Origin of the sequence: Agathobaculum desmolans ATCC 43058, assembly GCF_000701665.1 — a bacterium.
Lineage (GTDB): Bacteria > Bacillota > Clostridia > Oscillospirales > Butyricicoccaceae > Agathobaculum > Agathobaculum desmolans.
The window spans coordinates 1-26,475 of sequence record NZ_JNJN01000028.1 but is presented as its reverse complement, the minus strand read 5'-3'; the positions used below and the strand labels follow the sequence as shown (position 1 = coordinate 26,475).

25 protein-coding genes and 5 tRNA genes are annotated in these 26,475 nt (G+C 57.6%); 8 read left to right on the top strand and 22 right to left on the bottom strand.

All coding sequences use genetic code 11. The features are described 5' to 3' along the window. The first annotated feature begins 69 nt into the window (after positions 1-69). Entirely contained in the window at positions 70-1,464 is a 1,395-nt protein-coding gene (locus T363_RS0108415) for an undecaprenyl-phosphate glucose phosphotransferase (protein WP_317394412.1), read from the top strand. 201 nt (positions 1,465-1,665) lie between these two features. Here the strand turns inward: T363_RS0108415 and T363_RS0108410 are convergent. The 16 genes from T363_RS0108410 to T363_RS0108335 all read right to left on the bottom strand — a co-directional run bounded on the left by T363_RS0108410 (position 1,666) and on the right by T363_RS0108335 (position 15,481). Beyond that, a tRNA-Lys gene (locus T363_RS0108410) sits at positions 1,666-1,741 on the bottom strand. Between the two features lie 70 nt (positions 1,742-1,811). Beyond that, positions 1,812-1,886: transfer RNA gene (locus tag T363_RS0108405), tRNA-Gln, on the bottom strand. A gap of 75 nt (positions 1,887-1,961) precedes the next feature. Further along, positions 1,962-2,038, bottom strand: a tRNA-His gene (locus T363_RS0108400). 26 nt (positions 2,039-2,064) lie between these two features. Continuing rightward, positions 2,065-2,141, bottom strand: a tRNA-Arg gene (locus T363_RS0108395). Between the two features lie 28 nt (positions 2,142-2,169). Further along, positions 2,170-2,243 (bottom strand) — tRNA-Gly (locus tag T363_RS0108390). Positions 2,244-2,377: 134 nt separating this feature from the next. After that, complete coding sequence (locus tag T363_RS0108385) at positions 2,378-4,513, bottom strand: S-layer homology domain-containing protein (protein WP_031475068.1); 2,136 nt, start codon at positions 4,511-4,513, stop codon at positions 2,378-2,380. A gap of 289 nt (positions 4,514-4,802) precedes the next feature. Beyond that, positions 4,803-5,429, bottom strand: a complete 627-nt coding sequence (locus tag T363_RS0108380) for a cytidylate kinase-like family protein (protein WP_031475066.1) — start codon at positions 5,427-5,429, stop codon at positions 4,803-4,805. Between the two features lie 13 nt (positions 5,430-5,442). Beyond that, positions 5,443-6,150, bottom strand: a complete 708-nt coding sequence (locus T363_RS0108375) for an ABC transporter ATP-binding protein (RefSeq protein ID WP_031475064.1) — start codon at positions 6,148-6,150, stop codon at positions 5,443-5,445. Positions 6,151-6,168: 18 nt separating this feature from the next. After that, a complete protein-coding gene (locus tag T363_RS0108370) occupies positions 6,169-6,927 on the bottom strand; it encodes an ABC transporter ATP-binding protein (RefSeq protein ID WP_031475062.1) in 759 nt (252 codons plus the stop codon). 1 nt (position 6,928) lies between these two features. Continuing rightward, positions 6,929-8,014, bottom strand: a complete 1,086-nt coding sequence (locus T363_RS0108365) for a branched-chain amino acid ABC transporter permease (protein ID WP_034972031.1) — start codon at positions 8,012-8,014, stop codon at positions 6,929-6,931. An 11-nt stretch (positions 8,015-8,025) separates the two neighbouring features. Further along, positions 8,026-8,907 carry a branched-chain amino acid ABC transporter permease gene (locus tag T363_RS0108360; protein WP_031475058.1) on the bottom strand — a complete coding sequence of 294 codons (882 nt, stop codon included), beginning with the start codon at positions 8,905-8,907 and terminating at the stop codon, positions 8,026-8,028. 211 nt (positions 8,908-9,118) lie between these two features. After that, positions 9,119-10,291 (bottom strand): ABC transporter substrate-binding protein, encoded by a 1,173-nt coding sequence (locus tag T363_RS0108355; RefSeq protein WP_031475056.1) that lies wholly within the window; start codon positions 10,289-10,291, stop codon positions 9,119-9,121. A 605-nt stretch (positions 10,292-10,896) separates the two neighbouring features. Further along, complete coding sequence (locus T363_RS0108350; RefSeq protein ID WP_031475054.1) at positions 10,897-12,822, bottom strand: ABC transporter ATP-binding protein; 1,926 nt, start codon at positions 12,820-12,822, stop codon at positions 10,897-10,899. Then, a complete protein-coding gene (locus T363_RS0108345) occupies positions 12,822-14,552 on the bottom strand; it encodes an ABC transporter ATP-binding protein (RefSeq protein ID WP_031475052.1) in 1,731 nt (576 codons plus the stop codon). Before T363_RS0108345 ends, T363_RS0108350 begins: the two co-directional genes overlap by 1 nt. Before the next feature lie 3 nt (positions 14,553-14,555). Continuing rightward, the gene (locus tag T363_RS0108340; protein WP_031475050.1) at positions 14,556-15,008 is read right to left on the bottom strand and encodes a MarR family winged helix-turn-helix transcriptional regulator; all 453 of its coding nucleotides are present in this window, start codon (positions 15,006-15,008) and stop codon (positions 14,556-14,558) included. A 140-nt stretch (positions 15,009-15,148) separates the two neighbouring features. Beyond that, complete coding sequence (locus T363_RS0108335) at positions 15,149-15,481, bottom strand: MGMT family protein (protein ID WP_034972029.1); 333 nt, start codon at positions 15,479-15,481, stop codon at positions 15,149-15,151. A 237-nt stretch (positions 15,482-15,718) separates the two neighbouring features. On the opposite strand from T363_RS0108335, the gene gdhA reads away from it, so the two are divergent. Then, positions 15,719-17,062 (top strand): NADP-specific glutamate dehydrogenase, encoded by a 1,344-nt coding sequence (gene gdhA / locus T363_RS0108330; RefSeq protein ID WP_031475046.1) that lies wholly within the window; start codon positions 15,719-15,721, stop codon positions 17,060-17,062. A gap of 351 nt (positions 17,063-17,413) precedes the next feature. Here the strand turns inward: gdhA and T363_RS0108325 are convergent, their stop codons facing one another. Further along, positions 17,414-18,355: a S1 RNA-binding domain-containing protein gene (locus T363_RS0108325; RefSeq protein ID WP_031475044.1), complete on the bottom strand. Its 942-nt coding sequence runs from the start codon at positions 18,353-18,355 to the stop codon at positions 17,414-17,416. 162 nt (positions 18,356-18,517) lie between these two features. Here T363_RS0108325 and T363_RS0108320 point away from each other — a divergent pair, with 162 nt between their 5' ends. The 4 genes from T363_RS0108320 to T363_RS0108305 are packed head-to-tail and all read left to right on the top strand — an operon-like array spanning position 18,518 to position 21,277. Continuing rightward, positions 18,518-18,712 carry a DUF951 domain-containing protein gene (locus T363_RS0108320; protein ID WP_031475042.1) on the top strand — a complete coding sequence of 65 codons (195 nt, stop codon included), beginning with the start codon at positions 18,518-18,520 and terminating at the stop codon, positions 18,710-18,712. Next, positions 18,706-19,470 (top strand): uridine phosphorylase, encoded by a 765-nt coding sequence (udp, locus tag T363_RS0108315; protein WP_031475040.1) that lies wholly within the window; start codon positions 18,706-18,708, stop codon positions 19,468-19,470. Before T363_RS0108320 ends, udp begins: the two co-directional genes overlap by 7 nt. Beyond that, the gene (locus T363_RS0108310) at positions 19,467-20,846 is read left to right on the top strand and encodes an MATE family efflux transporter (protein WP_031475038.1); all 1,380 of its coding nucleotides are present in this window, start codon (positions 19,467-19,469) and stop codon (positions 20,844-20,846) included. The genes udp and T363_RS0108310 overlap by 4 nt, the downstream gene beginning before the upstream one ends. 17 nt (positions 20,847-20,863) lie before the next feature. Then, on the top strand, positions 20,864-21,277 hold the full coding sequence (locus T363_RS0108305) for an EamA family transporter (RefSeq protein ID WP_031475036.1): 414 nt from the start codon (positions 20,864-20,866) through the stop codon (positions 21,275-21,277). Positions 21,278-21,376: 99 nt separating this feature from the next. Here the strand turns inward: T363_RS0108305 and ispF are convergent, their stop codons facing one another. From ispF to T363_RS15130, 5 genes are all read right to left on the bottom strand, one after another. Further along, positions 21,377-21,853, bottom strand: coding sequence for a 2-C-methyl-D-erythritol 2,4-cyclodiphosphate synthase (gene ispF, locus T363_RS0108300; RefSeq protein ID WP_031475034.1), 477 nt, complete (start codon positions 21,851-21,853; stop codon positions 21,377-21,379). Position 21,854: 1 nt separating this feature from the next. Next, the gene (gene ispD, locus T363_RS0108295; RefSeq protein ID WP_031475032.1) at positions 21,855-22,571 is read right to left on the bottom strand and encodes a 2-C-methyl-D-erythritol 4-phosphate cytidylyltransferase; all 717 of its coding nucleotides are present in this window, start codon (positions 22,569-22,571) and stop codon (positions 21,855-21,857) included. 65 nt (positions 22,572-22,636) lie between these two features. Next, positions 22,637-23,116 carry a CarD family transcriptional regulator gene (locus T363_RS0108290; RefSeq protein ID WP_031475030.1) on the bottom strand — a complete coding sequence of 160 codons (480 nt, stop codon included), beginning with the start codon at positions 23,114-23,116 and terminating at the stop codon, positions 22,637-22,639. A gap of 40 nt (positions 23,117-23,156) precedes the next feature. Continuing rightward, entirely contained in the window at positions 23,157-23,699 is a 543-nt protein-coding gene (locus T363_RS0108285; protein WP_154658773.1) for a hypothetical protein, read from the bottom strand. Between the two features lie 18 nt (positions 23,700-23,717). After that, positions 23,718-24,416, bottom strand: coding sequence for a M23 family metallopeptidase (locus tag T363_RS15130; RefSeq protein WP_161645955.1), 699 nt, complete (start codon positions 24,414-24,416; stop codon positions 23,718-23,720). A 256-nt stretch (positions 24,417-24,672) separates the two neighbouring features. Between T363_RS15130 and T363_RS0108270 the strand changes: the two genes are divergently transcribed. Then, positions 24,673-26,220, top strand: coding sequence for a nitrite/sulfite reductase (locus tag T363_RS0108270; RefSeq protein ID WP_031475022.1), 1,548 nt, complete (start codon positions 24,673-24,675; stop codon positions 26,218-26,220). 91 nt (positions 26,221-26,311) lie between these two features. Then, positions 26,312-26,475: helix-turn-helix domain-containing protein (locus T363_RS16800; RefSeq protein WP_154658772.1), on the top strand; the 164-nt coding region annotated here is incomplete at its 3' end.

The window sequence follows — 26,475 nt, the reverse complement described above, 5'->3', positions numbered from 1 at the left end:
TGCACACAATCCTCTGGCAATTTTCTGTCAAATATGATAGAATAAAAAAAGTTTATAAATCATAGGACGGTGACGGTATTGATCAAGGAAAACCAACGTGCGCTCAACCAGATCAATGGTCTGACGGATGCAGCACTGCTCTTTCCCTGCATGGCCCTTGCCTATTATATTCGTTTTTTTATCTTTCATGGCGAACCCGGTCATATCAGCCTATCCTACTATATGTTTGCCGCTTTCTGCATGATTCCCCTGTTTTGGCTGCTGTATGGCTTGTTCGGACTGTATGACTCGTTCCGCTCCAAACAGTTTATGACCGAGTTCAGCCTCTTACTGCGATGCAATGTGATCCTGTTCGGCTTGATGTTGGCTTTTTTCTTTATATTTAAGGAAGTACATCTATCCCGCTGGACGCTGTTTGTCTTCTTCGCCCTTATCACACTGGCTATTGCGGTAAAACGGTGGTTTCTGCGCCGTCTTTTACGTACATTTCGCGAAAAAGGCTATAACCTAAAGCATGTGTTGCTGGTCGGCTGCGGGGAACAGGCGCAGGCCTACTGCCGGGCTGTACAAAACGACCGCACGCTGGGCTTCACCGTCGACCATTATCTTGCGCCGCACGATTGCCTGCCCGGCCTGCCCTATCTTGGCACTTATGAATCCTTTTCCAAAGTGCTCGAGCGCATCAGCCCGGATGAAGTCGTCATTGCGCTGGAAGCGGAGGAATATTCCTACTTGCAGGATATTATCGCCAACAGCGAAAAAAACGGCGTAAAGGTTTCGCTGATCCCCTTTTACACCAAGTTTTTACCTGCGCATCCTGTCTACGATGAAATCGGCGATGTGTCCCTGATCAATATCCGCCATATCCCGCTGGACAATATCGGCAACGCTTTCATCAAGCGAACCATGGATATCGTCGGATCACTCCTACTGATCCTGCTGACCTCTCCGCTCATGCTGTTCGCGGCGATCGGCGTAAAGCTCTCCTCCCCCGGCCCCATCTTGTTCCGGCAGGAACGTGTCGGCTTGGGCAAAAAGCCTTTTTACATGTACAAATTCCGTTCCATGCGGGTCAATGACCAGCAAACCACCGGATGGAGCACCAATAGTGATCCCCGCAAAACCCGTTTCGGCTCCTTTATCCGCAAATTTTCCATTGATGAGCTGCCGCAGTTTTTCAATGTCCTCAAAGGTGATATGAGTTTGGTTGGCCCGCGCCCGGAACTCCCCTTCTTTGTCAACCAGTTCAAGGAGAGCATCCCCCTGTATATGGTCAAGCATCAGGTGCGTCCCGGCATTACCGGCTGGGCGCAAGTTAACGGTTTTCGCGGCGATACTTCGATTAAGGGACGCATTGAACACGATTTGTACTATATTGAGAATTGGACCTTTCTGTTTGATATCAAAATCCTGTTTATGACCATTTTTCACTTCTCCAACAGCGAAAAACTGGGCGGCAAATAATTCGACAGCTGCCGTCCCGGTTTTCTCCGGACACATCACCTGTGGGAACTTTTTCAAGGATGATCTTGCTGTAAGAAATCCAGAGAACCGGCATGCACATCAGAACAGGTAGAATAGGCATTGTGTTCTGTTCTCGGTAACATTTAAAAGTCATGTAAAACAAAAATCCTTGTGAAACATACATTTCACAAGGATTTTTGTTGGTGCTCCAGCGGGGATTCGAACCCCGGACACCCTGCTTAAAAGGCAGGTGCTCTGCCGACTGAGCTACTGGGGCATATTCAAGAAAAAGGGTGATATCAAGCTGATACACCTGTTTTTTCGGTCAGAAACCATAAACCCATAAATGGCAGGGACGGCTGGATTCGAACCAGCGAATGTCGGCGTCAAAGGCCGATGCCTTACCGCTTGGCGACGCCCCTGTATCGTTGGGCCGAACTATCCTGCACCCTAAGTATAACGCGCTGCGGCAAGGCAGCGCGTCATAGGGCTTAATATGGGGTGGGTAAAGGGACTCGAACCCTCGACCCTCGGAACCACAATCCGATGCTCTAACCAACTGAGCTATACCCACCATATCCTGTTATTTCAGACGGAATTTGGCACGCCAGGAGGGATTCGAACCCCCGGCCTACTGCTTAGAAGGCAGTTGCTCTATCCGGCTGAGCTACTGGCGCATGTCAATTCCGAATACCCACAAAAAAATGGAGCGGGTGATGGGAATCGAACCCACGTGTTCAGCTTGGAAGGCTGACATTCTACCATTGAACTACACCCGCGGGTTTCTGACGCTCATTTAGTATATCAATTCTCCACTCGTTTGTCAATGCCTTTTTTCATTTTATGCAAATTTTTCTCCTGCGGCAGATTCCGCTGCCGCAGGAGAAACACCTGCTGCCCTATACCTTGTAGCTTACAGCACACCCTGCGCCTGCATCCAGCTTTTTTTACTGGCGATCAAGCGGGTCAAGGCTCCGTTAGCCGTGCCGTGCCGCGCCGTATATAAGCGCTGCAGCTCAATCAGATCATAATAGGTCAGATCGGGATAATCCGTTCCGCCCCACGTGCCGTCCGGCCGATAGGAATAATGTAAATCGTGATTCGGCTTGATCCAGCGCGACGCTGTCACTTCGATGCCGCGCACCATGCGATCCGCCATCACAGCGTAGGATTCCTCCCCTGTCATCGCTGCGATCCGGTACAGGAATACCGCCTCCGCAGCATGATGGTTGAGCGAGGTATGCGTTGGGCCGCGCTGCCCCTCCGGATGCCAATAGTCCTGCACCAGCCAGCCCTCACGCACACCGTCCGACACCGTAAAATGACGCGCTTCCGCGTGTACCAGCAGAAAATCCGCATACCGCTGCGCCGGGGCCAGCCACTCCGTCACACCAAAGTGATACGCTGCATCCAGCATACCAAGCCAAAGGTCGCTGTTCCACCGGGTGTCAAAATATCCCGGTGCGATGCCGTAGCTGTCCCGCAGCCAAACACTGCCTGAACGCACCGGAATATACCCCTGTTCATTCTGCTGCCGCCGCATTCCGTCCATCATGGCCAGCCCCAGTGCACGGGAAGCGCCATCATGCCGGTCACGCATCATCTTGCAGGCGATATACGCCGCCGGCTGGTTATGGAAATAATTGCGCCCATACGGGAAGTATGTCGAGGGCGCCAGATAATAATATCCATCCAGACACCAGCGGTTACGGTCGGTCAAATTGTAATTTTCCCACCGGCTGACCGCATCGGGATCCCCCCAGTCGATCATCGGCGCAGGGGCGCGTACGATCAGGTAATCGCTGTAAGAACCGTTCCGCAGCATCCCGCTGCGCAGGATCAGGGAATACCCCTGTTCCCGCTGCGCCACCTGCAGTACGCCATCCTGCGCAGGCAGCCACTCGATCATGCCGTTCTCCCGTCTTTCATAGCTCTGCGGCGTCACAAGGATCAGCTCCTGTGTCTCGGTGCGGATGAAATACATGCCGCGCGGCAGTGTGCCGCTGCGCAGCGGCTGTACCAGCCAGCGACCGGCAGCCGCATCATAGCGGCGCACCGTCCCTGCCCCGGCATCCAACTCTATCTGTGCCGCAGCATGTGCCGGCAGCGCAGAGCGGGCGGTCACGCGACCGGTCTGCACGGTGCGCCCTGCCGCATCCGTGTAGGTTTGTGTTTCGCGCACTGTGTCCGCTGTATCCTGCCGCTCCACACGGCGCTGCACCGCGCCCTCATCCGTGTGGAAGGCGGTTTCTTCCGCAGCGGAATAATACGCTGCCGCCCAGTCCTGCGGAGACAGCAGTACAGACTGACGCATCGCATACCGCTCTAAAATCACAGACAGCTCTGCACGGGTACAGCCGTCCTGCGGCGCAAACCTTCCGCCTGTGCGGCCTTCCAGCAGCCCGGCCCGCACAGCCCAATCCACGCTTTCGACCGCGTAGGGCCGGATCTGTGCCCAATCGGTAAACACCGCTGCACCTGCGCCCGCCTGCTCCTCAAAAATTTCCTGCCGGACGTCGGCAAAGCGCTGCAGCACCGCGGCAAGCTGCTCACGCGTGATCCCGTCGCCCGGCCGAAATGCCGTTTCACTGACACCGTTTACCACACCGTGCGCTGCTGCCCAGTACACGGCATCCGCACAGCAATCCTCCGCCGCAACATCCGCAAAGCCGGGAACTGTCCCCCCCTGTTCCCACGCGGCTCCGTTCATCCGATACAGCGCCGTAACGACCGCCGCGCGTGACACCGGTGCATCCGGTGCAAAATCCTGCGGCGAAACCGGATCGATCCATTGCTGCTCCTGTACAAAATCAATCGACTGGTCTGCCCAGTGCGCCGCAGCCGCCTGCGGAATACCCGCTGCCAGCAGACCTGCGCACAGCAGACCCAATCCCAACCGATATATGCGTTTCATTTGCTTTCCCCCGTCCGTGATGACCGTATCCGGTGCCGCCTGCCGCAGCGCCGCATACCTGTCCTGACTCTGCCGGTTGCAGCTATTGTACCACCGCATGCCAAGCGCTGCAATACCAATATGCGGAAACTTCACCGCACAGGAAAACCCCTGCGCAGCCAGCGTAGGGGGAGACTGTCGAAAAACTTTGTTTTTCCGACAATCTATGTTTGGCCTACGCCCAAACACGAACGAGAAAAAGTTCCTGTACTGAAACTTTTTCTCTCTCAAAGTATAAAAAGTCAGGCGCTTGTCCTGACTTTTTATGCATTTGCGCTGCAAATGCTGTTTTATGCGCGCTGCCGCGCGTATTGCTGACCCCCATCGGCAACATATTTTTTGACAGGCTGGAAACCCCTGCGCAGCCAACGCAGGGGTTTTGTCATTATTTTTGGAATTCCGCACGGACTTCCATGTATTTTACAATTTCCTCGACCACGCCGTCAAATCCCAGCACGCCGGAATTGAGCGACAGGTCATAGTTGCGGGCATCGTACCAATCATTCCCAGTGTGATGCTTGTAATACTTGGCGCGGTACTCATCGATCTCCGCGATTTTTTTGATCACTTCCTGCTCGGGCAGGGAATCCACCTTCATGGCCTGTTCCAAACAGAAATCCGCATCCGCGTGCACAAACACACGCACCACATCCGGACGGCCCTTGAGGATATAGTCCGCACAGCGGCCGATCATCACACAGGGTCCCTGATCCGCCAGCCGGCGGATGATCTTCGCCTGATAATCAAACAGTGCGTCATCCCGCAGGTACGCCTTGGAGGAATCGTTCGGCAGCGGCTCATGCCCTTTATAGCGCGCCTTGAGCCTGCCGATCAAATCAGGCTTGAGCCGCTCATCGGTAAACAGCACGGCATTGATGCCGCTGTCCTCGGATGCCATGGTGATGATCTCACGGTTATAAAACGGGATGTGCAGCCGTTCCGCCAGCATCTTGCCCACCGTTTTGCCGCCCGAACCATACTGCCGGGCAATCGTAATGATATACGGTTTCATACGATCCGCCTCCTTATTCACCCAGATATGCCTTTTTGATCGCGTCATCATTCAGCAGATCGGCCGCGCGGCCGGATTTGCTCACCCGCCCGGTTTCCAGCACATAGGCGCGGTCCGCAATGGAAAGCGCCTTTTTCGCATTCTGCTCGACCAGCAGCACGGTTGTGCCGGCAGCGGATACCTCCTGAATGATTTTGAACACTTCACCGACGAACAGCGGCGACAGACCCATGGACGGCTCATCGAGCAGCAGGATGCGCGGCTTAGCCATCAGCGCGCGGCCCATGGCCAGCATCTGCTGCTCACCGCCGGACAGCGTGCCCGCCGGCTGATTTTTGCGCTCCTCCAACCGGGGAAACCGCGTGTATACCTCGCGCAGGGAGGCCTCCCATTCGCTCTTCGGCCGGGTATAGGCACCCAGCTTAAGGTTTTCGCGCACGGTCAGCCCGGCGAACACGCGCCGTCCCTCCGGCACATGGCTCATACCCAACCGAACGATTGCATGCCCGGGCGTTTTGGTGATATCCTTCCCTTCAAAAGTTACCGTGCCGCCTCTGGAGGGCAGCAGTCCGGTGATCGTGTGCAGCGTAGTGGTCTTACCCGCACCGTTCGCACCGATCAGCGCAACGACCTCCCCCTCGTTGACCTCGAAGGAAACATCGCGCAGCGCGTGGATCAGGCCGTAGTACACATTGATATCCTTGACTTCCAGCATTGCCATCAGTTGCTTCCTCCTTCCTTATTCACCGAGATAGGCCGTAACGACCTCAGGGTTGCTGAGCACCGCACCCGGCACACCCTCAGCCAGCAGGCGGCCGAAGTTGAGCACATACAGGTATTCACAGATGCCCGATACCAGCTTCATATCGTGCTCGATGAGCAGCACGGTCACACCAAAGCGCCGGCGCACGATCTCGATCGTTTCCATCAGCTCGGCGGTCTCATTCGGGTTCATGCCGGCCGCCGGCTCATCAAGCAGAAGCAGCTTAGGCTCGGTCGCCAGTGCGCGGGCGATTTCCAGCTTGCGCTGCTTGCCGTAAGGCAGGTTGGCCGCGCGGTAATCCACCACGTTCCCCAAATCGAATACCTCGAGCAGCTCCATCGCCTTTTCATCCATCGCGCGCTCCTTTTTCCGGTAAGAGCCAAGGTGAAACAGGCTTTCCGCCAGCGAATAGGTGATTTCATTATGCAGGCCGGTTTTCACATTATCCAGTACCGAAAGGTTGGAAAACAGACGGATGTTCTGAAACGTGCGTGCCACGCCCATTTTGCAGATCTCATGCGGCTTTTTGCCGACCAGATTCTGCCCGTCCAAACGGATGCCGCCATCTGTCGGCCGGTACACACCGGTAAGCATATTGAATACGGTGGTCTTGCCTGCGCCGTTCGGCCCGATCAGACCGACCAGCCCGCCTTTTTCGATCCGCATGCTCAGTTCGTCCACGGCGCGCAGGCCGCCGAACGAAATCCCCAGCTCGGTCACTTCCAGCATTGCCATGTTACGCGCCCTCCTTTCCGTCTGCTGCCTGTTCGAGCTTTTCCATCTGCTTCAGGCTGCGCTGCTCCATCAGGCGGCGCTTGAGCTTGGAATTGTTGAACAGCATCATCCCGATCAGCAAAATCGCGTAAATCAGCATCCGATAATCGCCGACTTCACGCAGCAGCTCCGGCAGCAGCGTCAGCAGCGCTGCCGCAATGATCGAGCCCCAGATATTGCCCAATCCGCCGAGCACCACAAACACAAGAATCAGGATCGAGGTATTAAAATCAAACTTAGCCGCCGTAACGGTCGAAAAGTTCATTGCATACAGCGTGCCCGCCATGCCTGCAAACGCCGCAGAAATGACAAACGCCAGCAGCTTGTACCGGGTGACCGAAATGCCGATCGAATCGGCCGCGATCTTATTGTCCCGCACGGACATGATCGCCCGTCCCGCACGGCTGTTGATCAGATTGAGCACAAAGAACACTGTGATCAGGATCAAAACCACGCCGCTGGTAAAGGTGGACAGCGTTTTTACGCCGGATACGCCGATCGGCCCGCTGATGATCATTTTACCGCCCTCTTCCAGCGTGAAGTTCTGCGTAACCAGACTAAAATGCAGACCTCTGCCATCCATACCGATGTAAATCACATTAACAATGTTTTTGATGATCTCGCCAAAGGCCAGCGTAACGATCGCCAGATAGTCACCCTTAAGGCGCAGCACCGGCACACCGACCAGCACGCCCGCCACCGCCGCGCACAGGCCGCCCACCAGCATCGCAGCTGCAAGCCGCAGCGGTGCGGAGGGGATGGTCTCTGCCAGCGCAGTCGTCGCTACAATGCCTGCAAATGCGCCGACCGACATAAAGCCCGCATGTCCAAGCGACAGCTCACCCAGAATACCGACCGTCAGGTTCAGCGAGATCGCCATAACCACATACGCGCAGATCGGCACCAACAGGCCCTTCATTTGGCTGGAAAGCGCGCCGCCTGCAATCGCCGCCTGTACAGCGATATAAGCAATCAGCACAATGCCGAAGCACAGCAGGCTGTCCCGTCCCCGGCGGGAGACCGCATATTTTTTGAATTTTTGCAGCATGTCCGCCCACCTCAAACTTTCTCACTCACGCGCTTGCCGAGCAGGCCGTCCGGCTTGACCAGCAGCACCACGATCAACACTGCGAACACGATCGCGTCCGAAAGCTGGGTCGAGATATACGCCTTGGCGAAAATCTCGATCACGCCCAGCAGGATCCCGCCGACAAACGCGCCCGGGATCGAGCCGATGCCGCCGAATACCGCCGCGGTAAACGCCTTGATACCGGGCATCGCGCCGGTGGTCGGCATCAGGGTCGGATAAGCCGAGCAAAGCAGCACACCTGCCACCGCCGCCAAGCCGGAGCCAATGGCAAAGGTCATCGAAATCGTCGTATTCACATTGATGCCCATCAGTTGCGCCGCACCCTTATCCTCGGACACCGCACGCATCGCCGTGCCCATTTTGGTGTGGCCGGTGAACAGCACCAGCGCCGCCATGATAACCAGACAGCTCAGCACGGTCACCAAGGTGACCGGCGCCAGCATGATCTGGCCGCCGAACAGGGCGATCGGCTGGCCGCCGACAACCGATGTAAACATCTTGGGGCTGGAGCCCCAGATCAGCAGCGCGGCGTTCTGCAGCAGATAGGATACGCCGATCGCCGTGATCAGCACCGCCAGCGACGGCGCCATGCGCAGCGGCTTATACGCCAGCCGTTCGATCGCCATACCCAGCACGGTGCATACCGCGATCGCCAGTGCGATGCCGGCCCATGCCGGCCAGCCCAGATAAATTGTTGCGCAAAAGCACATATACCCGCCGACCATAATGACATCACCGTGGGCAAAGTTCAGCATTTTCGCAATACCGTAAACCATTGTATACCCAAGGGCGATGATCGCGTAGATGCTTCCCAGACTGATGCCGCTGATCAGATGGTTGAGAAAGCTCATTGTCTGCACACCTCAAATCCTTTTTTCTCTTCACTATATAAACCGAAACGACAGTCCGGCAAAAACGCCGGGCTGCCGCCCCGCCCCATGCATACCGTTAAAATGGGCAAAGGAGGGTCGTCGCATCTGGTACGGCGTCCCTCCTTCTTCAAGACTTTGGCGGCAGGGACGGCTGCGCCGCTCCTGCATCTGTCCCGTCCCCGGACGGACCTTACATGGTTACGTAAACACCGTTCTGGATCGTTACAACGATCGGATCCTTGGAGATCTGACCATTCGTGCCCCAGGTTGCACCGCTGCCGGTCAGCCCGTCAAAGGTCATACTGGTGAACTGCTCGATCATCTTGCCGCACAGCTCCTCCGCCGACATATCGGGCGTTGCACCGGCGGCTTCAAGCGCCTGCTTGTACGCATACACACAGTCATACGCGTCTGCGGCGAACTGGTTCGGGGTTTCGCCGAACTGCTCAACATACTGCTCAACAAAGCCCTTATTCTTCTCGTCATCCGCGTTGAACGGGGTCAGCAGCATCAGACCCTCTGCCAGCGAGGTATCGAAGTTCTCAAGCGTCAGGATACCGTCCATGCCGTCCACGCCGAAGAACTTAGGCGCATAACCCATCGCGTTTGCCTGCGTCAGGATCAGGGATGCCGGCTGATAATAAATCGGCAGGAACACCAGATCCGCACCCTTGCTCTTGGCATCGTTCAGCTGTACATTAAAATCGGTCGCAGAAGCCTCGGTAAAGGTCGTATCCGAAACGATCTCCAGTCCCTTCGCCTTTGCTTCCTTAATAAAGGTATCGTGAATGCCGGTGGAATACACGTCATCATTTTTCCAGATGATAGCGATCTTGGTGGCGAGCTTATGTGCCGAGATGCTTTCCGCTGCCAGAACGCCCTGTGCCGGATCGATAAAGCACATCTGGAACATATTATCCTTGCCCTCGGTCGTCGCCGTGGAGGAAGCCGACGGTGTCAGGGCGAAAACGCGATCCTCAAAGGTCTTGGCCGCGGTTGCTTCGCAAGGCTTGGAGGTCACCGAGCCAAGAGAGAGCTGCATCCCCCAGTCCTTCAGGCTGTTGTAGCCGCTGACTGCCTTTTCCGCATCGCTTTCGTCATCCTCATACTTGAGTTCGAACTGGATATCGCCGCCCGCGGCATTGATCTCGTCCACCGCGATCTGCGCGCCGTTCTTGGCCGCGTTGCCGTAAATCGCGTTTGCGCCGGTCAGCGGGCCGGTGCCGCCGAGCTTGAATACCGTACCGTCGGCTGCCGCACTGTTATCTCCGCCGCTCTGCGCCGCATCGTTATTGCCGCCGCAGCCTGCCAGCGCAGTTACCAGCATCGTGCCTGCCAGCAGCATGCTCAGGGTCTTTTTCATAGTCATTCTCTCCTTTACCAAGCTGATCCCACCCCTGCATTTGATACCAAGCTGCAAGCGTTTGAATCATTTTTTCCTATTATACTACGCTTTGCAGGATTCGGTATACTTTTTTTCTTTTTCCTGCTAAATTCATACAATCCACCGATTATGCCATCGGCAATCCCGAAAAATTTGTGCTTTCTTCCGAAAACATTTGTCCACACTGCAAGGAATCATGCACACGACCACACCGCCGCAGCCAGAACATCATTTCCGCTGCATATTGCATCCACCAGCGTTGCAATATACAAAAGGGGTGCGCACTGCGCACCCCTCAAGGGCTGTCGAGAAACTTCGTTTTTCCGACAAGCTATGTTTGGACTACACCAAACATGGACGAGTAAAAAGTTCCTGTGCAGAAACTTTTTCTCTCTCAAAGTATAAAACGTCAGGCACATGTCCTGACGTTTTATGCATTTGCGCTGCAAATGCTATTTTATGCGCGCTGCCGCGCGTATTGTTCACGCTCAATAACAAAATACTTTTTCGGCAAGCTTCAGGGGTGCGCACTGCGCACCCCTGAAGCTTGCTTTTACCTTTCCGCTCAAGCCATAAATTACAGCTTATTCCAGTTCAAACGCACCGGTATAAAGCTGATAATACTTGCCGTGCTGGGCGATCAAAGCAGCATGATCGCCGCGCTCAATGATATGCCCCAGCTCAAGCACCATGATCACATCCGCGTTCTGCACGGTCGAAAGCCGGTGCGCAATAACAAACACGGTGCGCCCGTACATCAAGCCGTCCATACCGGCCTGCACAATCGCCTCGGTGCGGGTATCGATCGAACTGGTCGCCTCATCCAGAATCATCACCGGCGGGTCGGCCACCGCTGCACGGGCAATGGACAGCAGCTGCCGCTGCCCCTGCGACAGGCTGCCGCCTTCCCCGTCGATCACAGTATCATAGCCCTCCGGCAGGCGGCGGATGAAATCATCCGCCCCTGCCAGCTGCGCAGCCGCCTCGATCTCCTGATCGGTCGCCTCCAGATAACCGTACCGGATGTTATCACGGATCGTACCGGTAAACAGGCTGGTGTCCTGCAGCACAATACCGAGCGACCGCCGCAGATCCGCCTTACGGATCTTATTGATATTGATGCCGTCGTAGCGGATCTTGCCGTCCGCCAGATCGTAAAAGCGGTTGATCAGATTGGTGATGGTGGTCTTACCCGCGCCGGTCGCGCCGACAAAGGCGACCTTCTGCCCCGGTTCGGCATAAAGCGAAACATCATGCAGCACGATCTTTTCCGGATCATAGCCAAAATCAACATCAAAAAAACGAACATCGCCCCGCACCCGCTCATAGGTGACCGTACCGTCCTCATGCGGATGCTTCCATGCCCATATATTTGTTTTTTCGGGAGTTTCAATCAGCGTGCCGTCCGCATTGTATTTGGCATTGACCAACGTTACATATCCGTCATCCACTTCGGGCGTTTCATCCATCAGGTCAAAAATGCGCTCCGCACCTGCCAGCGCCATCACAATCGCATTAAACTGCTGCGAGATCTGCGTGACCGGCTGGGTAAAAGATTTCGTCAGCTGCAAAAAGCTGGCTATCACACCGATGGTGATGCTGTTGCCGACCACACCGGACAGCGCAAGTGCGCCGCCCACCACTGCCACCAGCACATACAGCAGGTTGCCAATGTTCATCATAATCGGCATCAGGATATTGGCGAAGGTGTTGGCATTTTTCGCACTTTCGCGCAGCGCGTCGTTCAGCTCGTCAAACTGCTGCTTGCACTGCTCTTCGTGGCAGAACACCTTAACGACCTTCTGCCCGCCGATCATTTCCTCGATAAACCCGTTGACCTTGCCGAGCGCGGTCTGCTGTTCCAGAAAGAAGCGGGCAGACTGTCCGCCGATGCGCTTCACCACGGTCAGCATCACGGCTACGCCCAGCAGTACAAACAGGGTCAGCCACACGTTGGTAACGAGCATACCGGTCAGCACCGCGATAATGGTCATCAGCGAGGAAAACATCTGCGGCACGGACTGGCTGAGCATCTGCTGCAGGGTATCCGTATCATTGGTGAAATGGCTCATCAGGTCACCATGGGTATGGGTATCAAAATAACGGATCGGTAATTTCTGCATCCGCTCGAACATTTCGTCGCGCACCCGCTTGAGAATGCCCTGCGATACCGATACCATCAGCCAGTTATATAAAAAGGTGGATACAATGCCCACACCATAAATCAGGCACATGGTCAGGATCGCATGCGCCAACCCTGTGAACACCGGCGATGCTTCCAGCAGCAGCGGCGCAATATAATCATCAATCAGCGTTTGCAGGAACATCGACCCTGCCACATTCGCCACTGCGGAAAACAAAATGCACACCAGCACCACCGTAAACGGTACGGCATACCCATCCCGGATATAGCGCAGCAGACGGGAAAGCGTTTTTTTCGGATCGCGGCTGCGTTTGCCGCCCCGCATACCGCGGCGGTGTCCATGTCCGCCCATATGAGGTCCTGCCATTACTGCTCACCGCCCTTTCTGGTCTGCTGCTCATATATCTCCTGATAGATCGGGTTGCCCGCCAGCAGCTCTTCATGCGTGCCGACAGCCTGCACCGCGCCGCCGTCCAAAATCACGATCTGATCGGCATCCTGCACCGAGGATACGCGCTGTGCAATGATGATTTTGGTCGTATCCGGGATCTCCTCTGCAAACGCCTTACGGATCAGGGCATCCGTTTTGGTATCGACCGCGCTGGTCGAGTCATCCAGAATCAGAATCTTAGGCTTTTTCAGCAGCGCACGCGCAATACAGATCCGCTGCTTCTGTCCGCCGGACACATTGGTGCCGCCCTGCTCGATATGGGTATCATAGCCTGCGGGCATCTGCCGGATGAAATCATCCGCCTGCGCCAACCGGCACACCCGCTGCAGTTCTTCATCCGAGGCGTTTTCATTGCCCCAGCGCAGATTTTCCTTGATCGTACCGGAAAACAGCACATTTTTCTGCAGCACCATCGCCACCTGATCGCGCAGCGCCGCAATACTGTAATCGCGCACATCCACACCGCCGACCCGTACCGTGCCATGGGTCGCGTCATACAGCCGCGGAATGAGCTGCACCAGCGTGGACTTTGCCGCACCCGTGCCGCCCAGGATCCCCACGGTCTGCCCCGCCTTGATATGCAGCTCCACACCGCGCAGCGCCAGCTTGCCTTCCTCGCCCTTGTAGCTGAAATCCACATGGTCAAAGTCGATATCGCCGCTTCGCACCTCGTTTACCGGCTGCGCCGGATCGTGCAGGTCGGGCTGCTCGGCCAGCACCTCCGCGATGCGCTCCGCACTTGCGCGCGACATGGTGATCATCACAAATACCATCGCAACCATCATCAGGCTCATCAGGATCTGCATCGCATAGGAAAACAGGCTGGTCAGCTCGCCGGTCGTCATGCTGCCGCCGACGATCAGCCGCGCGCCGAACCACGAGATCAGCAGCATGCACGCATACATACAAAACTGCATCAGCGGGCTGGAGCAGGCCATGGTCTTCTGCGCCTTGGAAAACTCCCGGTACAGCAGTCCGGAAACCCCTTTGAACTTCTCGGTCTCGTGTTCCTCCCGCACATACGCCTTTACCACGCGGATGCCGCGCACATTTTCCTGCACCACGGTATTCATCCGGTCATAGGTCTTAAACACGCGCTCAAACACCGGCCCGACCAGCCGCATCAGCACACCCAGTCCTACCGCCAGCACAGGCAGTACCGCTAAAAAGACCAGCGCCAGCTCGCTGTTGATCCGGAATGCCATCACCAGTGCAAAAAGCAGCATCACCGGGCAGCGCACTGCAATGCGCGTGCACATCTGAAAAGCGTTCTGCACATTGGTCACGTCGGTCGTCAGCCGGGTCACGATCGAACCGGTCGAAAACTTGTCGATATTCGCAAAGGAATACTCCTGCACAGCATAATACATATCATGCCGCAGGTTGCGGGCAAACCCGGTGGATGCGCGTGCTGCATATGTGCCCGCCGCTGCACCGAATACCAGCGCCAGCATCGCGCAGACGATCAGGAGCAGGCCGTATTTCCATATCTGTCCCATATCCTGCGCATCAATGCCGCGATCGATCAAAAGTGCCATCACCGCAGGGATGGCGACCTCCATCACAACCTCCAGCACCACAAAAAGCGGGGTGAGGATCGCGTCCCTTTTGAACTCACGCACACTTTTCAGCAGTTGTTTGATCATATATCATTCCTCCGAAACCATTGTGCCCCGCTCCAGATTAGCGCGAAGCCTGCCGCATACCCGAAACCATACTGACAATTCCTCTTCGTCGATCCCGTCCCGCATCAGCTCTTCCAGCGCCTGCAGCTTGCGCTCGATCTTGCTCTCCAGCGCCCACGCCTGCTCGGTCAAAACCAGACGTTTGAGCCGGCCGTCGTGTGCGACCGGTTCGCGGCGCAGCAGCCCGTGCTGTTCCATCAGCTGCAAAATCCCCGTTGCAGTGGAGCGGCGCATCTGAAAAAAGTTTTCGATATCCCGCTGGAACAAATCGCCGTCCTGCCGGGATACCGCCAGATGATGCACGATCATCGCCTGCATCCCTGTAATGTTGTCTTCGGCCTCTGCCATGCAGGCCATCTGCCGCTTGAACAGATTGTTCAGCATGCCCAGCTCGGCACCGACCCGTTGCTGCCGCATATCTGTTAGCCTCCTTACTGTTAGTTCGCTAACATAGTATAGACCATTTCCCAGCAATGTCAATGCACTTCACAAAAAATTCAAAATCAAAAAGGCCGCTGCAACAGGCAGCAGCCTATGATACTGGCAAAAAACCGCCGCTACCGATGGCTGTCCTCCGCATCCGGCAAGCCCTCCCAGCGGTACCGTTCCATATCCACGCGCCCGTCTGCGGTGAAGCACACACCGTCCGCCTCCAGCAGCGCGCGCTGCACATCCGCCCCGCCAAACGCAAAGGCAGGCGAAGTGCGCCCCTCCTTGGTCACCACACGATAGCAGGGGATCCCCTCCGGATCGGGGTTTGCGTGCAGGGCATACCCCACCACCCGCGCCCAGCGCGGATTCCCGGCCAACGCAGCCACCTGTCCATAGGTCGCCACCGTGCCCCGCGGAATGCGCCGCACCACTGCGTAGATTCGTTCAAAGCTGTTCATTTTGCAAGCCCCTCCCCTTTTGCTTTCATTATATCAGTGAAATCTACCAATTACCACGGTCTTTTCCCAAGAAAAAATGTATATTTTTAACATGCTAAAGTATTGCGCCCGCGCCGGAAATACAGTATAATAGTTTCACCAATAGTGACACACTACCGCATGTACGCGATCATTTCCGCACCAAATTCCCTGAAAATTGGAAAGGAACTGCGGCAGCACTGTAAGGAGGATTATAAAATGGCACTTACCAACTCTTACCTCACGCGTGTGTACGAAACCGTGCAGAAGCGCAACCCGAACGAGCCGGAATTTCAGCAGGCGGTTCTAGAAGTGCTCGAAAGCTTTGAGCCCGTTGTGGAAGCCCGCCCGGAGCTGGAGAAGAACGGCATCATCGAGCGCATCGTCGAGCCGGAGCGTCTGATCACCTTCCGCGTTCCGTGGACGGATGACCAGGGCCGGGTACAGGTCAACCGCGGCTTCCGTGTACAGTTCAACTCCGCCATTGGCCCCTATAAGGGTGGTCTGCGCTTTCACCCGTCGGTCAACGCTTCAGTCATTAAATTTCTAGGCTTCGAACAGTGCTTCAAAAACAGCCTGACCAGCCTGCCCATGGGCGGCGGCAAGGGCGGTTCGGACTTTGACCCCAAGGGCAAGTCGGACGCTGAGGTCATGCGTTTCTGCCAGTCGTTCATGACCGAGCTGTCCAAGCACATCGGCCAGTTCACCGACGTACCGGCCGGCGATATCGGCGTCGGCGCGCGTGAGGTCGGCTTTATGTACGGCCAGTACAAGCGCCTGCGTAACGAGTTCACCGGCGTGCTGACCGGCAAGGGCCTGTCCTACGGCGGTTCGCTCGCCCGCACGCAGGCAACCGGCTACGGTCTGTGCTACTATATGCAGGAAATGCTCACTTACAAGGGCACCTCGTTTGAGGGCAAAACCGTTGCCATCTCCGGTTCGGGCAATGTTGCCATCTACGCTGCCGAAAAGGCCACCCAGCTCGGCGGCAAGGTTGTCACCATGTCGGACTCCAACGGCTTTATCTACGATCCGAACGGCATTGACCTTGCCGTTGTCAAAGACATCAAGGAGGTCAAGCGCGGCCGCATCAAGGAATATGCCGACCGCGTGGCAGGCAGCACCTACACCGCAGGCCAGCGTCCGTGGAGCGTCCAGTGCGATATCGCACTGCCCTGCGCGACCCAGAACGAGCTGGACGGCGAGGATGCCAAGATGCTGATTGCGAACGGCTGCAAGTTTGTTGCCGAAGGCGCGAACATGCCCTCCACCCCGGAAGCGGTCGCCGCCTTCCAGAAGAACGGCGTGTTCTTCGGTCCGGCCAAGGCAGCCAACGCCGGCGGCGTTGCCACCTCCGGTCTGGAGATGAGCCAGAACTCGCTGCGCCTGTCCTGGACCTTTGAAGAGGTCGATGAGCGCCTGCACGGCATCATGGTGAATATCTTCAAAACCTGTGTGACCGCAGCCGAAAAGTACGGCCACAAGGATAACCTTGTTATGGGCGCCAACATCGGCGGCTTTGAAAAAATCGCCGATGCCATGCTTGCACAGGGCGTTTGCTGATTTTTCGTCATCGCTTCTGCCGCTCTTCACAATCTGATCAACAGGGCGGGATGCGTCTATCGCATCCCGCCCTGAAGCTGTCGAAAAAGCATTTTGTCGATAGGTGTCAGTAACACGCGCGACAGCGCGCATCAAACAGCATTTGCAACGCAAATGCATAAAAAGTCAGGACATGCGCCTGACTTTTTATACTTTAAGAGAGAAAAAGTTTCTGCACAGGAACTTTTTCTCATTCATGTTTGGCGTAGTCCAAATATAGATTGTCGGAAAAACGAAGTTTTTCGACAGTCACATCCCGCCCTGTTTTTATGCTTTGTCGCGCCGTCCTTCCGCAAATGTTGCCCCAGCCGGTCAGTCAAACTGCGTGGCAATATATTTTTTATCGCAGCAGGGCGGCGTATAAACCCACTGCCCAATGTGCCCCTCACGGATAAAATACCGCGGCGGCAGCGGCGGCGCTGCGGATGCCAACACATCGATCACATTCAGCTTGATCTTCATCCGCTGCGGCAAAATGGATTTGATGTAAACCGATACCACCATGCCCACCGCCAGATCACCGCGCGGCTCAGCCAGACCGGACAGGTTAGGCATCAGCTCAATAAATATCCCATATGGTTCAACCGAGCGCACCACCCCCCGCACGGTCTCCCCGGCGGAAAACAGCGCTGCATTCTGCTCCCATGTGCCGAGCAGCTCCCGGTAGCTCAGAGCAATGCGCCGTGCCGGTTGATCGACCGCACGCACCGCCGCACGGATGACCTGACCGACCTGCAGCCGGTCAGACGGATGATGGATGCGCGAAACCGACAGATTCTCGATCCCGATGAGCGAGGGCAGCCCACAGCCGATATCAACAAACGCGCCGAAAGCTTCCAAATGCGTCACCGCCGCCGGAATGATATCCCCGGGGCGCAGTGCTGCAAGCAGGGCATCCTGCGCCCGCTGCTGCACCACAGTGCGGCTGAGCCATACTGTGGGCGGGTCGCTCTCCTCCTCTATCCCGGCTACGGCAAAGCAGGTCGGCTTGCCCACACGGGAAAGGATGGCGATTTCACGTGTATCCCCCTCCGCCACGCCGAGTGCGCAGCAGGAACGGGGCATGATGCCCTGCGCAAAGCCAAAATCAAACAGCAGATCGTGCGCAGCCGTGCAGCGCTGCGCCACCGCTTCCAAAATCTGTCCTTCCTGCCATGCGCGGCGCAGCCCGGTCAGGGAAGCCAATGCCTGCCGCACTGCAGAACGTGCTGTATAACTGCCCTCGGGCAGATATTCTTCGCTTGTTTTTACCATATAACCGAACCTCCTTTGGCTCTGTCCTACTATATGACAGCCAGCAGACGGTTATGTCCGCCGAAAATTACCGAATTGTTTACAATTTCCGATGCGGCTGTGTTATAATAATAAAATACACAATGGCCGCCGCGCTGCGGGCGGCAAATGGAGTGAGGACAAATGGACGTACAGGTCGGCGATATCCTGACAATGAAAAAACCGCATCCCTGCGGCTCCAAACAGTGGAAGGTGCTGCGCACCGGCATGGATTTTAAGCTCAAATGCGAAGGCTGCGGGCACGAGGTCATGCTGCCGCGCAGCAAGGCGGAAAAAAACATCCGGACGATAGAACGGGAGGGACAGATCATATGCTGATCGACGGAAAACAGATGCACATCCAAATCAAAAAAGGCGACGTTGGCCGCTATGTCATTTTGCCGGGGGATCCGGCGCGCACAGCGAAAATCGCGCGCTATTTTGATGATCCGCAGCAGATCGCTCAAAACCGCGAATATACCCTGTGGACCGGCAAGCTGGACGGCGAACCGGTCGCCGTCTGCTCGACCGGTATCGGCGGGCCTTCAGCAGCCATTGCGCTGGAAGAGCTGGTCGAATGCGGCGCAGACACCTTTATCCGCGTGGGCACCTCGGGCGGCATCGTCGATGCGGTCAAGGGCGGCGATATCGTGATCGCTACGGCCGCTATCCGGCAGGAGGGCACCAGCCGCGAGTATCTGCCTATCGAATTTCCCGCCGCCGCCGATTTCACGGTGGTTTCGGCGCTGCGCGATGCTGCCGTGCAGCTCGGGCTGACCCATCATTTAGGCGTGATTCAGTCCAAGGACAGCTTTTACGGTGAGATCCGTCCGGCCAAGCAGGCCATTGCGGATGAACTGCTTGCCAAATGGAAGGCATGGAAGGCCGCCGGTGCGCTCACCAGCGAAATGGAGACCGCCGCGCTCTTTATTGTTTCGCAGGTGCTCCATGTGCGCTGCGGCGCAGTGCTCAACGTACTGTGGAACGCGGATAACGACGATGCGCCCTCCATCCCGCCCGACGCGGCCGAGCGCGGCGTAAAAACCGCAGTCGAAGCGCTGCGCATCCTGATACGGGAGGATCGCACCGCGAAATGAGTGAAAAACAAAACCGCACGGCCGACTTGGGACGCGACCCGGTCGGCCCTCTGCTCGTTCGGCTTGCATTGCCGACCATCTGTGCGCAGGTGGTCAATCTGCTGTACAACATCGTAGACCGGATCTACATCGGTCACATCCCGGAAACCGGTGCGGCCGCGCTGACCGGCATGGGCGTCACCTTTCCGGTCATCACGCTGATCTCGGCGTTTGCCGCGCTGATCGGTATGGGCGGCGCGCCCCGTGCTTCCATCGCCATGGGCGCGGGCGAACACGAAAAGGCCGAACGCACGCTCGGCACCTGCACCGCCGCCCTGTGGGGGTTGGCCGTTGCCCTGACCGCGGTCTTTCTGCTGTTCCAGCGGCCGCTGCTTGTGCTGTTCGGCGCTTCCCCCGACACCCTGCCCTATGCCATGCAATACCTGAATATCTATGTGCTGGGCACTATTTTTGTGATGACGGCGCTGGGGCTTAACGGCTTTATCACGGCGCAGGGGCGCTCCTCCGTTGCGATGAAAACCGTGCTGATCGGCGCGGTGCTCAACGTACTGCTCGACCCGCTGTTCATTTTCGTCTTTGGCATGGGTGTACGCGGCGCGGCAGTTGCCACCGTGCTGTCGCAGGCGGTCTCCGCGCTGTGGGTGGTGCGCTTCCTGCGCAGCGAAAAAAGCAGCCTGCGGCTGCGGAAAAAATACTTCCGGCTGGACAAGCGATTGCTGCTGCCCGCCATCGCGCTGGGCGCTTCTCCCTTTATCATGCAGTCAACCGAAAGCCTGCTGACCGTGACCTTCAATGTTTCTCTGCAAAAGTACGGCGGTGATCTGGCCGTCGGCGCCATGACCATCCTGACCTCGGTCGCGCAGATGCTGCAAATGCCGCTGCTCGGTCTGTCGCAGGGCGCACAGCCCATCCTCAGTTATAATTACGGCGCCAAGCGGGCTGACCGCATGCGGCAGGTCGTTAAATACAACCTGCTCATCTCCTGCGTGTTCGCCTTCGGCGTGTGGGGTCTGGTGCAGGGTGCACCGCATTTGGTCGCGCAGCTGTTCAATCAGGATTCCGCACTGGTCGATATGACCGCATGGGCGCTGCGCATCTATTTTGCCGTCGGCTTTACGATGGCATTTCAGGGCACCTTCCAGCAGTGCTTTGTCGCGTTGGGCGAAGCCAAGATTTCGCTCTTTCTCGCGCTTGAGCGCAAGGTCATTCTGCTGATCCCGCTCATCCTGATCCTGCCGCACTTCTTGTCAGATAAGCTGTTCGCTGTCTTTCTGGCCGAGCCGGTGGCGGATTTTCTCGCCGCCGCCACCACGACCGTGCTGTTCCTGCGGCGTTTCCGCCAGATCACACGCGGGCTGGAGCAGCAATCGGAATGATGGGGAGGCAAAAACACATGTGGTTCGTGCTGGCGCTGCTTTCCGCCGTATTTGCCGCGCTGACCTCTATCCTTGCCAAAATCGGCATTGAGAACGTCAATTCCCATCTGGCGACCGCCGTGCGCACGGCAGTTGTGCTGCTGCTTGCATGGGGCATGGTATTCCTGACCCATGCGCAGAGCGATATTCACGCCATTTCCCCCAAAAGCTGGCTGTTTTTGATTTTATCCGGTCTGGCCACCGGCGCTTCGTGGCTGTGCTATTATAAGGCGCTGCAAATCGGGCAGGCCTCCAAGGTTGTGCCGGTGGACAAACTTAGCGTTGTGATCACACTGGTGCTGGCGTTCGTGTTTCTGCACGAACAGGTAACGGTCAAATCCGCAATCGGCTGCATACTGATCGGCGCAGGCACGCTTTTGATGGTGCTCTGAAGCGGTCAGGCCGTATATACCATCCTCTTTGTCCGCCAATAGACTTTTTTACAACAAACGCACCGCACCCCCGAGATTTGGCCCGGGGGTGCGGTTTTTCTATCCGATTTTCTCCAGCAGGCAGACGCAATGCGCGGCAATACCCTCTTTCGTGCCGGTAAAGCCCAATCCTTCCTCGGTCGTCGCCTTGACCGATACGCAGTCCGTCTCGCATCCAATGGCCGCCGCCAGATTTTCGCGCATCAGTTCGATATGCGGCGCAAGCTTGGGCGCCTGTGCCAGCACAGTCGCATCCAGATTGCCCAGCCGGTATCCCCTGCCGCGCACCAGCGCCGCCACATGCCGCAGCAGGGCAATGCTGTCCGCCCCTGCGTAACGTGGATCGATATCCGGAAAGTGCTTACCGATATCCCCCAGCGCCAGCGCGCCCAGCAGCGCGTCCATCACCGCGTGGGTGAGCACATCCGCATCCGAGTGACCGAGCAGGCCGCGCTCGTGCGCGATCTCCACTCCGCCGATAATGCATTTTCGTCCATCGGCCAGCCGGTGTACGTCATAACCGTGTCCAATACGCATATCAGTCCGCCTCCTGCTGCAAAAACGCCTCGGCCGATGCGATATCCTCCGGCGTTGTGATCTTGATATTTTCGTAGCTGCCATGCGTGGCGCGCACGGTTTGTCCACACGCCTCCACCGCCGCGCAGTCATCCGTAAAGGTGCGTCCGGCCCATGCGGCCTGTTGGAGCGCATGCAGCAGGGTTTCCCGTCGGAACACCTGCGGGGTCTGCACCGCGGCCAGCGTATCCCGCGGCACATCCGCGGCAATACAGCCGTTTTCAATGCGTTTGATGCTGTCCTTCACCGGAACGACCGGCGCCGCCGCGCCGTATTCTGCGGCAGCATATACCGCTTCCGTGATGACCGCCTCGCTGACGAGCGGCCGCGCCCCGTCATGCACTGCGACAAGGGCAGTATCCTCGGGCGCGGCGGCGATCCCTGCCAGCACAGAGGCCGTGCGGCTGTCTCCGCCCCGCGTCACAGTGCGCAGCTTGCTGATGCCGTATGCACGTGCCAGCTCGGTATACGGCACGATATCCTGCTCGCGGCAGACCAGCACAAGATCCCGCACCGCCGCGCATTTTTCAAAGGCGGACAGCGTGTGCGCCAGCACCGGCACGCCGCAAAGCGGCAGCAGCAGCTTATTTTCCCCGCCCATGCGGCGGGAGGAGCCGGCTGCCACGATCACCGCGCATACCGCGGGCAGCGCTGTCTTTTTCCTTGTTTTTTTCAGCATTTGCTTCTCTCCTTATACAAACGGCTTTGCGCATCCGCAAAGCCGTACTGTTTGTGCTTCCTGATTCAAATGGACAGATGCCGGTCGATCCGCGTTTCCGCCTCCTGCGGGGTGATATCCAGCACGCAGGACAGCTCGGAGCACAGGATCTGCCGCGCCGACACAAGCATCTTCTTCTCCCCGGCGGACAGGCCGCGCTCCCGTTCGCGCACAGCAAGGCTTTTGATCACCTGCGCTACCTCGATCGGATCCCCCGAGCGGATATGCATCATATTTTCACGGTAGCGCTGGTTCCATCCCTTCTCCTCCCCGCAGCCCACTGCATCCAACTGCTCCAGCAGCTGTAATGCCCGTTCGCGCGAGCAGACCGGACGAATTCCGAGCTTTTCACACGCATCGGTCGGGATAAAAAGCTGCGTATCCCCCAATACCGGCCGCAGGGCATAATACCGCGCGGTTTCTCCGTCGATCGTGCGCTCTACAATATCCTCTACCACGCCTGCGCCATGCAGGGGATGAACGATTCTGTCACCGATCCGAAACATAGTTCCTCCGTTCCAGCAAGCCCGTGTTTCTGCTTTTATCTTACACTATACCGGCTGATTTGGCAAGTTTTTTCCCGTTTTGCCAACAGACCAGCCCTCCGATGAGCAGCAGCCAGCAGCCACCGCCCCTTTGCAGCAGGAAGAATCCGGCAGAAAGCAGCAGCACTGCAGCTGCAACCGCCAACGCTGTCCGCAACCGCGGCAGACGGTCATCCGCCAAATGCGCAACTGCCATGCCGCCGTCGAGCGGCGGCAGCGGCAGCAGATTGAACAGGCCGAGCAGCGCGCTAGCGCCTGCCAGCCGCTCCATCCCGCAAGCACCTGCCCCTGCCGTCAGCGCAAAGCTGGCTGCCGGGCCGGCAAGACAGACCGCCGCACGGGCATATCGTCCCACAGGCAGGGTGCAGCGCAGCACCGCCCCGCAGCAGGTCAGCGTCAGTTCGCGCAGCCGTCCGCCCGACAGATGCAGCACCAGCAAATGCCCGGCTTCATGCACCGCAGCCGCAAACAAAAAAACCGGCAGCACCCCGGTTTCATCCACGCACCACAACGCCGCCATCAGCACCAGAAATCCATCGCGCACTGTAAGCCGCGGCCGCATTTACAGCTCGCTCAGGTAGGCCGCCGGATCAAGTGCGCGGCCGTCCTTCCACAGCTCCAAATGCAGGTGCGGACCGGTCGCCTTGCCGCTCTGCCCAACCTGTGCGACTTTTTCCCCGCGGGTCACCTGCTGTCCCGCGCGCACATGCAGGCTGCTGCAATGCGCATACAGGGTGGCAAAGCCATCCGCATGACCGATGACCAGATAATTGCCGTAGCCCGCGTTCTCGCCGGTTTCACGTACTGTACCGTCCGCAAATGCGCCGATTTTCGTCCCCTCCTCCGCTGCCAGATCCAGCCCGTAGTGAAATCCCTCCTGTCCGCCGACCGGATCCGTGCGCGCACCAAAGGCAGAGGTCAGCGTTCCCTGCACCGGCAGGACATGGTCAAATGCCATTGCATACACCTCCCGATCCACCGTATCCGGAAACAGCGTATCCGCGCGATCGGTCACATCCTCCGCCCCGCCGGAGGAGGCCGCATAGGTCTGCGCCGCATCCGCCTCCTGCCCGCCAAACACGGCAAGCACCTCCTCCACCCCGGGCGCACCCGCCAGTGCCTGTGCCGCGCGGTGCCGCACCGCCGTGACCCAAGGGGTATCTGCATATTTGATCATCCCTGCCGCCAATGCAAGCACGGTCAGCAGCAGCAGCCCTCTGCCGCCGCCCCGCTCCCGCCGCACCGGCCGTTTTCCTGTCATGTCCACCGCCTCCTGTTCCATGCTGTCATCCTATGCGGCAGCAGCGTGCCGTATGTCCCTGCCGCAGCATCCACCGCATTTTCGGCGCACCGCACCGCCTGCGTCAATGATACAAACGATTTTCCCGTTTTTCCGTGCATAATGTTTGATTAAAAAATTGCCTGCAGGCGCAAAATCGCGTATAATAATTTTATCGATCCGGCCGTTGTCCTGTGCCGCGGCCATCCGTTCGCTTTGTTACAAAAGGAGGATAATCATGCACCAAATCGATCCCAGCGTATGGAAGGCTGACCTGCCCGCCTTCCGCGAGAAAACCGCTGCGTTTTATGCAGGAGAGATCAAGGTTGGGGAATACAAAGGCTTTTCCGGCTATTACGGCAGCTACGCACAGCGCGGCGGCAAGGCCAATATGCTGCGCCTGCGTATGCCTGCCGGCCGCGTCACGCCCGACCGTCTGGCGTTCACCGCACATGCCATCCGTGATTTTCAGGTGCCCCGCGTGCACTTTACGACCTGCCAGACCATCCAGCTGCACGACCTCGGCCCGGATACCGCAGCCGAGCTGATGGAACAGGCGATCGATGCCGGCATCATCACGCTGGGCGGCGGCGGGGACTTTCCGCGCAACGTCATGTGTTCCCCGCTTTCCGGTGTACAGGCAGAGGAATACTTTGACGTGCTGCCTTGGGCAGAAGCCGCCGGCAATTATCTGCTCACCTTCATCAAGGCAGAAAAAATGCCGCGCAAGCTCAAAGTCGGCTTTTCGAACTCTCCCGCCAACCTGACCCATGCAACCTACCGCGACCTCGGCTTTGCCGCCCGTCCGGACGGCACATTCGATGTATACAGCGCGGGCGGTCTGGGCAACAATCCCCGCATGGGCGTATTAGTGGGGCAGGCGGTCGAACCTGCGCAGATCCTGTATTATATCAAAGCGATGTGGCTCACCTTCCGCGCTTACGGCAATTATGAAAACCGCGGCAAGGCACGCACCCGCTATATGCAGGAAGCACTCGGCGGGTCTGAGCAGTATATCCGCGCGTTCCATGAAAAGCTCGCCGAGGTCCGCGCATCCGGCGAGGATCTGACCCTTTCGCTCACCCCCGCTCCGTGCACCAAAACCGGGGACGGCTCCACCGCCGCCGGGCCGCGCATCCTGCCGCAAAAACAGGAGGGGCTGTATACTGTTCTTTGGCATCCGCTGGGCGGACAGCCCTCGCTCGACTCCCTGTGTGCACTGAGCGACCTGCTGCAAACCATTCCGCAGGCCGAGCTGCGCCTTGCACCGGATGAAGGCGCGTATATCATCAACCTGACCGGCAGCGAAGCCGAACAGGTGCTTGCCGCCACACCGGACAGCGCCCGCAGCCTGTTTGAAACCTCGGTCAGCTGCATTGGCGGACAGACCTGTCAGGTCGGCATGCGGGATTCGCAGGGGCTGCTTGCCGCCTGTGCTGCCGCCGTGCAGGCCGCCGGCCTGCCGGACGGCGCACTTCCGCAGATCCACATTTCGGGCTGCCCCTCCTCCTGCGGCACCCACCAGACCGGTATGCTCGGCTTCCGCGGCGCCTCCAAAATGGTGGACGGCAAACCGCAGCCCGCGTTCACGCTGTTCGTCGGCGGCGAGCAGGCGCAGGGGCGGGAAGCGATGGGCCGTGAGCTGGGCGCGATGCCGGAAGGCGAAATCCCGGCGTTTCTGGTCGAGCTGGGGCAGGCCGCCGCAGCGTCCGGTCAGGATTTTGCCGCGTGGTATGCCGCAGACCCGGCAGCGCTCGAGCGCATCGCTGCCCCCTATCTTGCATGACCCTGCCCCTTTTTCAGCCCGGAGCAAATTGATATGATCCTCCTAAAGTAGACCATGGAAAAAACCAAAATCTACTTTAGGAGGATTTTTTATGGGCAAAATAAAATTCACTCCAGAGAAGAAAATAGAAATCATAGAAGCGTATAAGTCGGGTAAGGTTGCCTATTCTCAATTACAAGATGTTTATGGAATGAATCGTGACGAGATATATAGATGGATATCCAAGTACGAAGCGAACGGTATTGAAGCCTTTGT

What these genes read in the sequence shown, in the direction of transcription:
- ispF (WP_031475034.1), bottom strand. Translation starts at nt 21,853, where the DNA reads ATGCGTATTGGACACGGTTATGACGTACACCGGCTGGCCGATGGACGA.
- udp (WP_031475040.1), top strand. Translation starts at nt 18,706, where the DNA reads ATGCTGATCGACGGAAAACAGATGCACATCCAAATCAAAAAAGGCGAC.
- ispD (WP_031475032.1), bottom strand. Translation starts at nt 22,571, where the DNA reads ATGCTGAAAAAAACAAGGAAAAAGACAGCGCTGCCCGCGGTATGCGCG.
- T363_RS0108305 (WP_031475036.1), top strand. Translation starts at nt 20,864, where the DNA reads ATGTGGTTCGTGCTGGCGCTGCTTTCCGCCGTATTTGCCGCGCTGACC.
- T363_RS0108320 (WP_031475042.1), top strand. Translation starts at nt 18,518, where the DNA reads ATGGACGTACAGGTCGGCGATATCCTGACAATGAAAAAACCGCATCCC.
- T363_RS0108355 (WP_031475056.1), bottom strand. Translation starts at nt 10,291, where the DNA reads ATGAAAAAGACCCTGAGCATGCTGCTGGCAGGCACGATGCTGGTAACT.
- T363_RS0108370 (WP_031475062.1), bottom strand. Translation starts at nt 6,927, where the DNA reads ATGGCAATGCTGGAAGTGACCGAGCTGGGGATTTCGTTCGGCGGCCTG.
- T363_RS0108310 (WP_031475038.1), top strand. Translation starts at nt 19,467, where the DNA reads ATGAGTGAAAAACAAAACCGCACGGCCGACTTGGGACGCGACCCGGTC.
- T363_RS0108325 (WP_031475044.1), bottom strand. Translation starts at nt 18,355, where the DNA reads ATGGTAAAAACAAGCGAAGAATATCTGCCCGAGGGCAGTTATACAGCA.
- T363_RS0108375 (WP_031475064.1), bottom strand. Translation starts at nt 6,150, where the DNA reads ATGGCAATGCTGGAAGTCAAGGATATCAATGTGTACTACGGCCTGATC.
- T363_RS0108340 (WP_031475050.1), bottom strand. Translation starts at nt 15,008, where the DNA reads ATGCGGCAGCAACGGGTCGGTGCCGAGCTGGGCATGCTGAACAATCTG.
- T363_RS0108360 (WP_031475058.1), bottom strand. Translation starts at nt 8,907, where the DNA reads ATGAGCTTTCTCAACCATCTGATCAGCGGCATCAGTCTGGGAAGCATC.
- T363_RS0108290 (WP_031475030.1), bottom strand. Translation starts at nt 23,116, where the DNA reads ATGTTTCGGATCGGTGACAGAATCGTTCATCCCCTGCATGGCGCAGGC.
- T363_RS0108350 (WP_031475054.1), bottom strand. Translation starts at nt 12,822, where the DNA reads ATGGCAGGACCTCATATGGGCGGACATGGACACCGCCGCGGTATGCGG.
- T363_RS0108380 (WP_031475066.1), bottom strand. Translation starts at nt 5,429, where the DNA reads ATGAAACCGTATATCATTACGATTGCCCGGCAGTATGGTTCGGGCGGC.
- T363_RS0108335 (WP_034972029.1), bottom strand. Translation starts at nt 15,481, where the DNA reads ATGAACAGCTTTGAACGAATCTACGCAGTGGTGCGGCGCATTCCGCGG.
- T363_RS15130 (WP_161645955.1), bottom strand. Translation starts at nt 24,416, where the DNA reads ATGACAGGAAAACGGCCGGTGCGGCGGGAGCGGGGCGGCGGCAGAGGG.
- T363_RS0108345 (WP_031475052.1), bottom strand. Translation starts at nt 14,552, where the DNA reads ATGATCAAACAACTGCTGAAAAGTGTGCGTGAGTTCAAAAGGGACGCG.
- T363_RS0108365 (WP_034972031.1), bottom strand. Translation starts at nt 8,014, where the DNA reads ATGCTGCAAAAATTCAAAAAATATGCGGTCTCCCGCCGGGGACGGGAC.
- gdhA (WP_031475046.1), top strand. Translation starts at nt 15,719, where the DNA reads ATGGCACTTACCAACTCTTACCTCACGCGTGTGTACGAAACCGTGCAG.
- T363_RS0108270 (WP_031475022.1), top strand. Translation starts at nt 24,673, where the DNA reads ATGCACCAAATCGATCCCAGCGTATGGAAGGCTGACCTGCCCGCCTTC.